Below are 12,658 nucleotides of genomic sequence, written 5' to 3'. Positions count from 1 at the left end.
GGGAGTCTCAGGGGAGGGTTACTGGAACTGGCCGAACTGGAACGGGCCGGTCTGGCCCGTATCCACAAGCGGCCCGTCCACAAGCGGCCCGTCCACGAGCGGCCCCTGGATGAGAGCGCCGTCGATGAGTGTTCCGTCGATGACCGGGGCGACGGTCAGCTGGTTGTTGGACGCCGAAGGCGCATCCACGCTGGTTTCCTGCGGAAGGCCCGCGGCCTGGGCCGGCAGTGAGGTGACGGTGAAGGCAGAGATTGCCAGTGCTGATCCTGCAGCGATCCGGGTGGCGGTCTTGAGGGTCTTCTTCACGTTCATCTCCAGTTAGGTAGCCGTACAGTTTCCACGCACCAAAAAAGGTGTCATAGGGCTATTCGGACCTGCGTGGAGAACGGATGGGGCCGACCCGGCGTTACTCCGGGCGGACTCAGCGCGGGTGGCGGGCGCTCAGCCGCTGGACGGCCAGCGCCAGCCACAACTGGACGCGGTCCGGTGTCTGGGCGGGGTCATAGCCGGTGAGTTCGGTGATCTGGGCTAGCCGGTAGCGGACAGTGTTCCGGTGCAGCGTGAGGTGTTCGGCGACGGCGGCGACCGAACCGTTGTTGTTGAGGTAGCTTTCCAGCGTGGCCATGAGCTCCGCCCCGTGTGTCGCGTCGAAGCTGCGGAGCGGGTTCAGTGACTCGTTCGCCATGTCCGCCAGCGGGACATCCTCGCTGGCCAGCAGCAGCGAGGTCAGGCTGAGTCGTTCGGGTTCGTTGACCGGCAGCCCGTGGCTGGCCGCGTCGCGGGCCTCGAAGTAGCTCCAGCGCAGACCGTTGGGTTTTGTGTACGCCCCGCCCAGGCCGATGGTGGCGTGGAGCCCGGCCTCGGCCAAGTGGTCGCTGAGGCTCCGGGCCAGTGCGCTGGCGCCGCTGCCGTCGTCGGGGATCACCACGATCAGGTCCTTCCCGACGACGGCGCTGACCGCCTTGTCCAGCGGCCGCGGGAGGGAGGAGCTGCCCAGCTGCTTGTGGTGGGCCGCGGACTCGGCGAGCAGCACCACGTTCTTGCGGGTGCTGATGATGCCGATCCCGGCGAGCCGGCGGGTGGCCTCGCTCGGGTCAAGGGTCCCGTGGATGACGTCCTCGAGGACCTGCCCGGCCAGGGCGCGTTGCGACTGGCGCTGCTTGACCATGTTGTTGAGTTCGACGCTGATCAGGTTCTGGGCGTAGCCCACAATGCCGGAGTCCTCGAAGGGCTGTTTGATCCAGAGGGTGCAGGCATCCCGGCGGCCGGTGGGGATGGGGTACGAGGCCCAGCCGTCCGCACTGGGGGCGGGATGGCCCGGCACGCTGTTGTAGAGCTGCGCGGTGAACTGGGTCAGCACGATGTCGGTGCGCAGCATGGAGCCGAGGTGCTTGAGGAGTTCGGCGAGGCCGCCGCCGGTGAGCAGTGCCCGGGCGAGGATCTGGTGGCCGGCAATGAGCCGCTCCAGCTTGGAGTAGTGGTCCGCGGACTGCGCGTCGGCCACGAGCTTGCCGATGGCGATGAAGGGAGTCTCGTACGGCACTGCGACAACCGGCAGGCCCCAGCGGTTGGCCTCGGCGATCAGGGCCGGCGGCACGGCGTCGTGCGTCAGGCCGATTCCGAAGCCGATCCCCACGGCACCCGCCCGCTGGACCTGCCGGACGAACCGGCGCTGGTCCGGGGCGCTCCGGAGCCGCATGCCGGTGGTGAGGACGAGTTCGCCGCCGTTGAGGAACCGCTGCGGGTCCTCCTGCTCCGTGACCGCCACCCAGAGGATGTCCTGGTGCGAGGTGGTTTCGGCGAGGCCCGCCTTGGAGAGCTTGAGGGACGGTACCCCCAGCAGGGCGGCGAGTGAAATGGCCATGGATTCAGGATAGCCGGGGGCTGGGCAAGCGCACTAAAGCACTGCGGCAACGGTGTGCAGGTGGCTATTCCCTGGCCGGAAGGGCTGGCATAGGCTCGGAGCAGTCTCATTGGGTCCTTTTCAGCGCGAAAGAGGTTGTACACCGTGGTTCAAACCTTGCAGAACTTCATCAACGGCGAGTTCGTGACTCCCGCAGGCACCGGGATGCTGGAGATCGTCAATCCCGCCAACGGTGAAGTGGTGGCGAAGTCACCCATCTCGGTACAGGCCGACGTCGACGCCGCCATGACGGCCGCAAAGGACGCCTTCAAAAGCTGGAAGCACACGACGCCGGGACAGCGCCAGCTCATGCTGCTCAAGCTCGCCGACGCCGTCGAAGCCAACAGCGACGAACTCGTCGAGGCGCAGCACCGCAACACCGGCCAGGTCCGCTCGCTGATCGCCTCCGAGGAGGTTGCCGCCGGCGCGGACCAGTTGCGCTTCTTTGCCGGCGCCGCCCGCATCATCGAAGGCAAGTCCGCCGGGGAGTACTTCGAGGGCCACACCTCCTACGTCCGGCGTGAGCCGATCGGCGTCGTGGCCCAGGTGGCGCCGTGGAACTACCCGTTCCTGATGGCCATCTGGAAGATCGGTCCCGCCCTGGCGGCCGGCAACACCGTGGTGCTCAAGCCCTCGGACACCACCCCCGAGTCCACCCTGGTCCTGGCCCGCCTCGCCGGGGAGATCTTCCCCGCAGGTGTGCTGAACGTGGTGCTCGGCACCGGCGCGACCGGCGCCATGATGGTGGAGCACAAGGTCCCCGGCCTGGTCTCCATCACCGGCTCGGTCCGGGCCGGCATCGCCGTCGCATCGGGAGCCGCGAAGGGCCTCAAACGCGCCCACCTGGAGCTTGGCGGAAAGGCGCCCGCCATCGTCTTCAAGGACGCCGACATCAAGAAGAGCGCCGCGGCCATCGCCGAATTCGCCTTCTTCAACGCCGGCCAGGACTGCACCGCTATCACGCGAGTGCTGGTCCAGGACGACGTACATGACGACGTCGTGGCAGCCATGGTGGAGCACACCAAGACCCTGCACACCGGCTCGCAGAACGACGAGGACAACTACTTCGGCCCGCTCAACAACGTCAACCACTTCAACGCCGTGGCGTCCGTGATCGAGCACCTGCCGGCAAACTGCAAGATCGAGACCGGCGGCCACCGCGCCGGCGAGAAGGGCTTCTTCTTCGAGCCCACCATCGTCACCGGGGCCAAGCAGACCGACGACATCGTCCAGAAGGAAACCTTCGGACCCGTCATCACGGTGCAGAAGTTCAGCACCGAGGAAGAGGCCATCGAGCTGGCCAACGACGTCGAGTACGCCCTGGCGTCCAGCGTCTGGACCACCGACCACGGCACGGCCATGCGGGTCAGCCGGGACCTGGACTTCGGCGCGGTCTGGATCAACACGCACATCCTGCTCACCGCCGAAATGCCGCACGGAGGCTTCAAGCAGTCCGGCTACGGCAAGGACCTCTCCATGTACGGGGTCGAGGACTACACCCGCATCAAGCACGTGATGAGCGCGCTGGACGCATGACGCTCCGCTTTAACGCCGCATAACGCAGTCGCATAACTTGTACGCATAGAAAGGCTTCCCCATGACCACCACCGCACATGACATCACCTACCGTCTTGAGCAGAAACGCCGCGTCCAGGCCGATTTCCCGGGCCCCAAGTCCCTCGCCCTGACCGAACGCCGCAAGGCCGTCGTCGCCGCCGGCGTCGCGTCAAGCGTCCCGGTCTTCGTCGCCGACGCCGACGGCGGCATCATCCACGACGTCGACGGCAACTCCTTCATCGACCTCGGCTCCGGCATTGCCGTGACGAGCGTCGGCGCCTCGGACCCGGCCGTCGTCGGCGCCGTCAAGGAGGCCGTGGAGCACTTCACCCACACCTGCTTCATGGTCACGCCCTACGAGGGCTACGTGGCCGTCGCCGAGCAGCTGAACCGCCTCACCCCCGGCGACCACGAGAAGCGCACCGTGCTCTTCAACTCCGGTGCCGAGGCGGTCGAAAACGCCGTCAAGGTGGCCCGTCTGGCCACCGGCCGGGACGCCGTCGTCGCGTTCGACCACGCTTACCACGGCCGCACCAACCTGACCATGGCGCTGACCGCCAAGGCCATGCCGTACAAGACCAACTTCGGACCGTTCGCGCCCGAGGTCTACCGCATGCCGATGAGCTACCCGTTCCGCGAGGAAAACCCGGAGATCACCGGTGCCGAGGCCGCCAAGCGCGCCATCACCATGATCGAGAAGCAGATCGGCGGCGAGCAGGTTGCCGCGATCATCATCGAACCCATCCAGGGTGAGGGCGGCTTCATCGTCCCCGCGGAGGGTTTCCTTCCCGCGCTGGCTGCCTGGGCCAAGGACAAGGGCATCGTCTTCATCGCCGATGAGGTCCAGTCCGGCTTCTGCCGCACCGGCGAATGGTTCGCCGTGAACCACGAAGGCGTAATCCCGGACATCATCACGATGGCCAAGGGCATCGCCGGCGGCATGCCGCTCTCCGCGATCACCGGCCGCGCCGACCTCCTCGACGCCGTCCACCCGGGCGGCCTCGGCGGCACCTACGGCGGCAACCCGGTGGCGTGCGCCGCTGCGCTGGCCTCGATCGGCTCGATGGAGCAGTACGACCTCAACGGCCGCGCCAAGCACATCGAGGAGATCGCGCTCGGCAAGCTCCGCGAACTCGCGGCGGAGCAGTCAGTGATCGGCGACGTCCGCGGCCGCGGTGCCATGCTCGCGATCGAGCTGGTCCAGGCCGGTTCCAAGGAGCCCAACCCGGAGCTGACCAAGACCGTCGCCGCGGCCTGCCTCAAGGAGGGTGTCATCATCCTCACCTGCGGCACGTACGGCAACGTCATCCGGCTGCTCCCGCCGCTCGTGATCAGCGACGAGCTGCTGCTGGACGGTCTCCAGGTCCTGGCTGCCGCCATCAAGGCCAACGCCTAACCGGCACCACCCACGCACAGAAGAGCCGCGGACCAACCGGTCCGCGGCTCTTCTGCTGTTACTTCCACTGCTGTTACTTCCACTGCGTGGAGTCCAGCTGTATCGCCACAACGTACAGGTGTTGCCCTCGGTCGATTTTCTCGACCTCGTACACGCGCACCTTGGTTTCGGGCACGTCCGGCATCGAACGGCCCACACCGATTCCGTAGCTGAGCACGCCTTCGAAGTCGCCGGCCGGGGCGTAGCCGGCCAGTGCCTGGTAGCCGATGGCCGGGGGCGGAGCTGCCGTGACGGTGCTGGATGTGCCATCGGCCGTATGCGCCTGGGCACCGCGGAACACCACCTGGAGAACGGCCCCGGCGCCCGGCAGCGGCACCGGCAGTCCGCTGCCGTCGGCGAGCAGTTCCGGAACAAACTCCAGTTCGTAACTGGGGAAGCCGCCTTGGAACCGGAAACTGAGCTGGTCGTAGGGCGGGTTCTCCGCCGGATGCTGGCCCGCCCCGATCGCATAGAGCGTGGGCAGCGGGGCGGCCGGCGGCGGCGCAATCGGCACCGGGTTCTGGTGCACCGCTTTGAAGGCCCGTCCCGGTCCCGGCCACGCCCAGTTGAGGGCCACTTTCGCGGAGATCACCTTGTCACCGGTCTGCGGCGGTCCGGTCTCGTCAGTGTCGCCCGGCACTCCGGGGGGTCGCCGGCGGTGTCACGGCGGACGACGCCGGGGCGGAGCCCGTGGCCTGGCCGGCACTCCCGGGTTGCGGCGCAGGCGGCACACAGCCCGTGAGGATCACCAACAGCGCCAGCGTCCCCGGACCGGCGCTCCGGACCCATGGTTTCCGCCCCCTGACCGCACCCATGCTGAGCTCCCCTCGACCGTTCCAGCTTAGCCAGCGAAGAATCCCCTGCTCAGGGCCAAAAGTCACCGGCCATCCCGGACTATTTCAGGCGCCGCTGGGCTAGAGTCGTTCCTACCACTGCAGGAACGCAGACCGGCCGACGGCGCCCGGAACCCCGGAGCACAGCTGGCCTCTGCCACGAACCCATAAGGGGTCAATACATGCGATACGTAGTTGGCTATACACCCAACGAACGCGGCGCCGACGCCGTCGCCCTGGCCTCGGCCATGGCACGCGCCCAGGGGGCGCAACTCGACCTGGTCTATGTGGTGGACCGCCGGGCCCCCTACGTGGCCCTGAACCCGGACGGGAACCGCATCAGCGCAGCTGAGCAGGCAGTGCTGACCGCGGAACGCGAAGGCGTGGCCCTCGTCCCCGAAGGCGTGGAAGCCACGTTCCACGTCCGCCAGGCGGAGTCGTTCGCGTCGGGCCTGATCGACGCGGCAAGGGAATACGAGGCCGGACTGATTGTGGTGGGTGCGGCGAGCAACGGCCTGTTCAAGCGGTACAGCGTCGGCAGTGTGGCCAACGCCCTGCTCCATGCCTCGCCGGTCCCGGTGGCCCTCGCTCCGCGCGGCTACCGCCGCACGGAGCCCGTCACACGGTTGACCCTCGCGGTCGGCCAGCGCACCGGCGCTGAGGCGGCCATCGGCGTCTCGATCGAAGCCGCCGGGCGCCGCGGCGTCCCGCTGCGCCTCGTCTCGCTTGTGGAGCTCGACGCCGAAGGGGACAGCGGCGAGAACATCAACGCCGCCCACATCCACGCCAACACGGTCCTCACCGAGGCGTCCCACCGGCTCCCCGCCGGGCACGGCGCGACCGTTGAGGTGGCGCACGGCCGGACCATCGAGGAAGCCATCGATGACCTGGAATGGGATGACGGCGAGATCATGATCGTGGGCTCATCCCGGCTGGCGGAAAAGAACAAGCTCTTTATCGGCAGCACCGCCGGCAAGGTGCTGCGCGCCCTGCCGGTTCCGATGGTGGTGGTCCCGCGCGATTACGAACCCGTGGATTCCAGCCACCAGCTCTAAGGCCCGCACAGACACGCCGCCGCCTGGGATTGCCTCAGGCGGCGGCGCGGGCCCGTTTCCGGGTGAGCGAATTCTTCCTCGCGGTCCGCAGCATGTCCACGGTCAGCACCAGCAACGCCAGCCACACGACGCCAAAGCCGATCCAGCGCTCCGTGGTCATGGCTTCCTTGAACACGGCCAGCGCCACGACGAACTGCAGGACCGGGGCAAAGTACTGCAGCAGGCCGATCGTGGTCATCGGCAGCCGTCGGGCGGAGGCGCCGAAGAACAGCAGCGGGACGGCGGTGATGATGCCCGACGCCGCGAGCAGCCAGAAGTGCACGGGGCCGTTCGTGCCCAGTGTGGCGGCGCCGCTGACCGCGAGGAAGATCATGGTGGCGGCGGCGAGCGGTGCCAGCACAATCGTCTCCACGCTGAGGCTCGTGATGGCGTCCGCGCGGGGACCCACACGCTTCTTGACGAAACCGTACAAACCGAAGCTCAGCGCCAGGGTCAGGGCAATCCAGGGCAGTTTCCCGTAGGAGACCGTCAGGACGCCGACGGCGATGAAGCCGATAGCGACGGCAGCCCACTGCAGCGGGCGCAGTTTCTCCTTCAGGACGACGACACCCAGCAACACGGAGACGAGCGGATTGATGAAGTAGCCGAGCGAGGTTTCCACGGCCTGCCCGGTGGTCACGCCGTAGGTGTAAGTCAGCCAGTTCACCGCAATCAGCCCGGCCGCGATCGACAGCGGCCCGATTACCGCGCGGTTGCGGAACGCTGCTCCGAGCACCCGCCAGGAGCGGGTGATGGTGATCAGCAGGGTGCAGAAAAGCAGCGACCAGACCACCCGATTGGCCACGATCTCGACATTGCCGGCCGGTGCCAGCACAAAGAAGTACAGCGGAAGCAGCCCCCAGAGCCCGTAGGCGCCGATGCCGAACAGGACCCCCGCCGTCGTGTCCTTGTCCACAGCCCTGAGCGCCGGCGGCGTCGGCTGGCTGCCGCCGGGTGCGGCGCCACCCGGAGCGGTGATCATGGCTGGGGCGAAGGATCCGTCGGGAGTAGGCACAAGATCAACAACACCACCTGCTGGCCCCCTATTCCTGCCATCGGGCACCTGCGGACGGCGCCGGTCCCTGCGATCTCAGTCACGCAGGTCCCCACTGCTTCCTGCGGACATTTAGAATAGGGGATTGTGCGCTGCATCAACCGGCGCAGCCGCTCAGACTCAGAAGGGCTCCCGTTGTCCAACCCGGCCGAAACCCCGTCCAAACGTCCCCTCCGCGTCGCGATTGTCGGCGCGGGACCGGCCGGCGTCTACGCTGCGGACATCCTGACCAAGTCCAACGAGGTCAAGGACGGAGATTTCGAGGTCAGCATCGACCTGTTCGAGGCGTACCCGGCGCCGTACGGGCTGATCCGCTACGGCGTGGCCCCGGACCATCCCCGGATCAAGGGGATCGTGAATGCCCTGCACAAGGTCCTGGACCGCGGCGACATCCGCTTTCTCGGGAACGTCACCTACGGCCGCGACCTGACCCTGCATGACTTCCGCGCTTTCTACGACGCCGTGATCTTCTCGACCGGTGCCATCAAGGATGCGGAACTGGAGATCCCGGGCGTGGAGCTCGAGGGATCCTTCGGCGGCGCGGACTTCGTCTCCTGGTACGACGGGCACCCCGACGTGTCCCGCGACTGGACGCTGGAGGCCAAGGAGATCGCGGTGATCGGCAACGGCAACGTGGCCCTGGACGTGGCCCGGATGCTCGTCAAGCACGCAGACGAACTGCTGGTCACCGAAATCCCGGACAACGTGTACCGGGCGCTCAAGAATTCCCCCGTCACCGACGTTCACGTCTTCGGCCGGCGCGGCCCGGCCCAAGTGAAGTTCACGCCGCTGGAACTGCGCGAACTCAGCCACGCCGAGGACGTCGACATCGTCCTGTACCCGGAGGACTTCGAGTTCGACGAAGCCTCTGACGCAGCGATCCGCAGCAACAACCAGATCCGGACCATGGTCAACACGCTGACCAACTGGCTCGTCGAGGAGCACGCCGAGGCCGAGGAGCCGTCCTCACGCCGGCTGCACCTGCATTTCCTGCACAGCCCCGTCGAGATTCATGACGACGCCGCCAACCCCGGCAAGGTCACCGGCATCAAGTTCGAGCGGATGCAGCTGGACGGCACCGGCAACGTCAAGGGCACCGGGGAATTCCTCGACTGCCCGGTGCAGGCCGTCTACCGCGCGATCGGCTACCACGGCTCGCCGCTGGACGAACTGGAATTCGATGCCCGCCGCGGCGTGATCCCGAACGAAGGCGGCCGGGTGCTCGACGCCGAGGGCAACCCCGTCCCCGGCATCTATGCCACCGGGTGGATCAAGCGCGGACCCGTGGGCCTGATCGGCCACACCAAGGGCGACGCGCTGGAGACCATCGGTTTCCTGCTCGAGGACCGGCTGACCCTGCCGCCGGCGCAGAACCCGGATCCGCAGGCCATCATCGAGCTGCTCGACGAGCGCGGCATCGAATACACCACGTGGGAGGGCTGGAACAAGCTCGACGCGCACGAACTGGCCCTCGGTGCGGAGTGGTCCGCGGCCGGGAACGCCAACGGCGTGGTCCGGGAACGCATCAAGGTGGTGCCCCGCGAGGACATGGTCGAGATCTCGCGCGGCTAGCAGGGCACCATTCCCGGTGTCTCTGGCGGGTGCCCGGCCGGCCCACTAGACTGGGCCGGACGTGGCCGCCTCCGGCACGCCGTACCGCGTCCAATGGGAGTTCAATGAAGAACCTGGTCCCTCCGGCAGCTCTGTTACCGCCAGCAGGCGGAGTCACCGCGCAGCTGCGCCAGCAATACGCCAGTGTGGGCCATGAGCAGCTGGACTCCCGCGGACCGGCGTTCCCCGAGGGCCTGCAGCTGCCCGGCATCAGCGCCCTGATCCAGGAATCGTGGCAGCGATCCGTGCAGCTGCACGCCAACCCGGACAATCCCGAAGCCCCGCTGGCCATGGACCGCGAAGAACTCGAAGAATACCGGCGGCAGCACCCCCTGGCCGCCATCATGCCCGTGATCCACAAGCTGCTGGTCCTGCCGAGCCACGACAGCGGCATGCTGGTGGCCGTGGGGGACGAGGTGGGCCGGCTGCTCTGGGTCGAAGGCGACGCCGCCATGCGGCGCCGGGCCGAGGGCATGATGTTCGTCCCGGGGGCCGACTGGTCCGAGGCGACCGTCGGCACAAGCGCCCCAGGCACGGCGCTGGCCCTCGGCCGCGGCATCCAGATTTCCGGCGCCGAACACTACAAGCGCTCCGTCCACCCGTGGAGCTGCACGGCAGTGCCGTTCCACGACCCGGATTCCGGGGCGCTGCTGGGGGTCGTGGACATCACCGGGACGGAATCCGCCGTCGCCCCGCATACGCTGTCCCTCGTCGAAGCCACCGTGGCCGCCGCCCAGGCCCACCTGAGGGTGGAACGGCTCCAGCTCGCCGCGGCCCGGCAGACCTCGCCGCGACGGCGAAACCAGGCGTCCGCCTCCCACAGCGGGCGCGGTGCGTCAGCCGCCGCCGGCAGCCTCTACCGCAACAGCCTCCAGCTGCTCGGCCGGGACCAGGCGCTGCTCAGCATCGATGGCCGCACCGTGTCCCTGTCTGCCCGGCACAGCGAAATCCTGATCCTGCTCAGCATTCACCCTGAAGGGCTGAACGCGGAGGAGCTCTGCACCCTGCTCTATCCCGGGGAGGCGTCCACCATGACGCTGCGGGCCGAGATGGTGCGCCTGCGCAAGGTCCTGCACCAACTCAAGCCCGAGGCGGTCCCGGAATCGCGGCCCTACCGGCTGCCGATGGACCTGGTGCCGGACTCCGGCCAGGTCCTTAACTGCCTGCAGCGCGGCGCCCACCGGATAGCCCTGGAGATCTACCGCGGGGCCGTATTGCCGCGCTCGGAAGCGCCCGGCATCGCCGAATTGCGGACCCGGGTCTCCTCCCTGCTGCGCGAGGCTGTGCTGACCGATGGCAGCGCGGAATCGCTCCTGAAATACGCCGAGCTTCCCGAGGCAAGGGACGACGTCGGAGTCCGGACCGCCGCGCTGAAGCTGCTGCCGCTCCGCTCGCCCAAGCGCGCCGCCGTCGTCGCCGATCTCGAACGGCTGGACCAGGAACTCGGGGCCTGACCGGCCTTTATTCGCGAAGGTGACCCGGATCACTTTGCTTGCAACCTGACTGCAACCTTGCGCCTCCTACGCTGTAGGCAACGGTGAGAGCCAAGCAACAGGCCGCCATCAATCTTGCACAGCAAAGGAGCTAGCAATGACTGTCTACGCACAGCCCGGTACCAAGGGCTCGAAGGTCACCTTCAAGGACCGCTACGAGAACTGGATCGGCGGCGAATGGGTTGCCCCGGTCAAGGGCCAGTACTTCGAGAACATCACCCCCGTCACCGGCAAGGCCTTCTGCGAGGTCGCCCGCGGCACCGCCGAAGACATCGAGCTGGCGCTGGACGCGGCGCACAAGGTCGCACCGTCCTGGGGCAAGACCTCCGTCGCCGAGCGCGCCGCCATCCTGAACAAGATCGCCGACCGCATCGACGAGAACCTCGAGATGCTTGCCGTCGCCGAATCCTGGGACAACGGCAAGCCGATCCGCGAAACCCTCAACGCCGATATCCCGCTCGCGGCCGACCACTTCCGCTACTTCGCTTCCGCCGTCCGCGCCCAGGAAGGCCGGCTGTCCCAGCTCGACGACGACACCACCGCCTACCACTACCACGAGCCGCTCGGCGTCGTGGGCCAGATCATCCCCTGGAACTTCCCGATCCTGATGGCTGTCTGGAAGCTCGCCCCGGCCCTCGCCGCCGGCAACGCCGTCGTCCTGAAGCCGGCCGAGCAGACGCCGTCCTCGATCCTGGTGCTGATGGAACTCATCGGCGACCTGCTGCCGGCCGGCGTCCTCAATGTGGTCAACGGCTTCGGCGTCGAGGCCGGCAAGCCGCTGGCCTCCAGCCCCCGCATCCGGAAGATCGCCTTCACCGGTGAAACCTCCACCGGCCGCCTGATCAGCCAGTACGCCAGCCAGAACCTGATCCCGGTCACCCTGGAGCTCGGCGGCAAGAGCCCGAACATCTTCTTTAACGACGTCGCGGACACCAATGACGCGTTCTACGACAAAGCCCAGGAGGGCTTCACGCTCTTTGCCTTCAACCAGGGCGAAGTCTGCACCTGCCCGTCCCGCGCCCTCGTCCAGGAAGACATCTACGATTCCTTCATGGCCGACGCCGTGGCCCGGGTGGAGAAAATCATCCAGGGCAACCCGCTGGACACCGAAACCCAGCTTGGTGCCCAGGCCTCCAACGACCAGCTGGAAAAGATCCTCTCCTACATCGACATCGGAAAGCAGGAGGGCGCCAAGGTGCTCACCGGCGGCGCCCGGGCCGAAATGCCCGGCGACCTGGCCGGCGGCTACTACGTCCAGCCGACCATCTTCGAAGGCCACAACAAGATGCGGATCTTCCAGGAGGAGATCTTCGGCCCGGTTGTTTCCGTGACCCGCTTCAGCGACTACAACGACGCCATGGGCATCGCCAACGACACCCTGTACGGCCTCGGCGCCGGCGTCTGGTCCCGCAACGGCAACGTCGCCTACCGCGCCGGCCGCGAGATCCAGGCCGGCCGTGTGTGGGTCAACAACTACCACGCCTACCCGGCAGGGGCCGCGTTCGGCGGGTACAAGTCCTCCGGCATCGGCCGCGAGAACCACTCGATGATGCTGGACCACTACCAGCAGACCAAGAACCTCCTGGTCAGCTACAACGAGAACAAGCTCGGCTTCTTCTAAGCCGCATTGACCCGGGCGGGGCGGATCGTGAATGATCCGCCCTGCCCGCACCACTTT

The 12,658-nt window shown here is 67.4% G+C and carries 10 protein-coding genes; 6 read left to right on the top strand and 4 right to left on the bottom strand.

Translation table 11 applies throughout. The features are described from left to right. Nucleotides 1-18: 18 nt before the first annotated feature. Complete coding sequence (locus tag ABIB51_RS04015) at nt 19-306, bottom strand: hypothetical protein (RefSeq protein ID WP_354185710.1); 288 nt, start codon at nt 304-306, stop codon at nt 19-21. A 115-nt stretch (nt 307-421) separates the two neighbouring features. Then, the gene (locus ABIB51_RS04010; protein ID WP_354185707.1) at nt 422-1,864 is read right to left on the bottom strand and encodes a PucR family transcriptional regulator; all 1,443 of its coding nucleotides are present in this window, start codon (nt 1,862-1,864) and stop codon (nt 422-424) included. Nucleotides 1,865-2,008: 144 nt separating this feature from the next. Here ABIB51_RS04010 and ABIB51_RS04005 point away from each other — a divergent pair, with 144 nt between their 5' ends. Then, nucleotides 2,009-3,439, top strand: coding sequence for a gamma-aminobutyraldehyde dehydrogenase (locus ABIB51_RS04005; RefSeq protein ID WP_354185705.1), 1,431 nt, complete (start codon nt 2,009-2,011; stop codon nt 3,437-3,439). Between the two features lie 61 nt (nt 3,440-3,500). After that, nucleotides 3,501-4,856, top strand: a complete 1,356-nt coding sequence (gabT, locus tag ABIB51_RS04000; protein WP_354185703.1) for a 4-aminobutyrate--2-oxoglutarate transaminase — start codon at nt 3,501-3,503, stop codon at nt 4,854-4,856. A gap of 73 nt (nt 4,857-4,929) precedes the next feature. On the opposite strand, the gene ABIB51_RS03995 is transcribed toward gabT, so the two are convergent. Continuing rightward, nucleotides 4,930-5,535 carry an AMIN-like domain-containing (lipo)protein gene (locus ABIB51_RS03995; protein WP_354185701.1) on the bottom strand — a complete coding sequence of 202 codons (606 nt, stop codon included), beginning with the start codon at nt 5,533-5,535 and terminating at the stop codon, nt 4,930-4,932. Between the two features lie 375 nt (nt 5,536-5,910). Here ABIB51_RS03995 and ABIB51_RS03990 point away from each other — a divergent pair, with 375 nt between their 5' ends. After that, nucleotides 5,911-6,783 (top strand): universal stress protein, encoded by an 873-nt coding sequence (locus tag ABIB51_RS03990; protein ID WP_354185699.1) that lies wholly within the window; start codon nt 5,911-5,913, stop codon nt 6,781-6,783. Between the two features lie 34 nt (nt 6,784-6,817). Here the strand turns inward: ABIB51_RS03990 and rarD are convergent, their stop codons facing one another. Continuing rightward, a complete protein-coding gene (gene rarD, locus ABIB51_RS03985) occupies nt 6,818-7,804 on the bottom strand; it encodes an EamA family transporter RarD (protein WP_354186182.1) in 987 nt (328 codons plus the stop codon). Between the two features lie 207 nt (nt 7,805-8,011). Here rarD and ABIB51_RS03980 point away from each other — a divergent pair, with 207 nt between their 5' ends. From ABIB51_RS03980 to exaC, 3 genes are all read left to right on the top strand, one after another. Continuing rightward, nucleotides 8,012-9,448 carry an FAD-dependent oxidoreductase gene (locus tag ABIB51_RS03980; RefSeq protein ID WP_354185697.1) on the top strand — a complete coding sequence of 479 codons (1,437 nt, stop codon included), beginning with the start codon at nt 8,012-8,014 and terminating at the stop codon, nt 9,446-9,448. 104 nt (nt 9,449-9,552) lie between these two features. Then, on the top strand, nt 9,553-10,941 hold the full coding sequence (locus ABIB51_RS03975) for a GAF domain-containing protein (RefSeq protein ID WP_354185695.1): 1,389 nt from the start codon (nt 9,553-9,555) through the stop codon (nt 10,939-10,941). A gap of 136 nt (nt 10,942-11,077) precedes the next feature. Then, a complete protein-coding gene (exaC, locus tag ABIB51_RS03970; RefSeq protein ID WP_354185693.1) occupies nt 11,078-12,601 on the top strand; it encodes an acetaldehyde dehydrogenase ExaC in 1,524 nt (507 codons plus the stop codon). Nucleotides 12,602-12,658: the final 57 nt, after the last annotated feature.

The organism is Arthrobacter sp. UYCu712 (assembly GCF_040547005.1).
GTDB lineage: Bacteria > Actinomycetota > Actinomycetes > Actinomycetales > Micrococcaceae > Arthrobacter.
The sequence above is the reverse complement of the archived record's forward strand: the minus strand, read 5'-3'. Positions and strand labels throughout refer to the sequence as shown.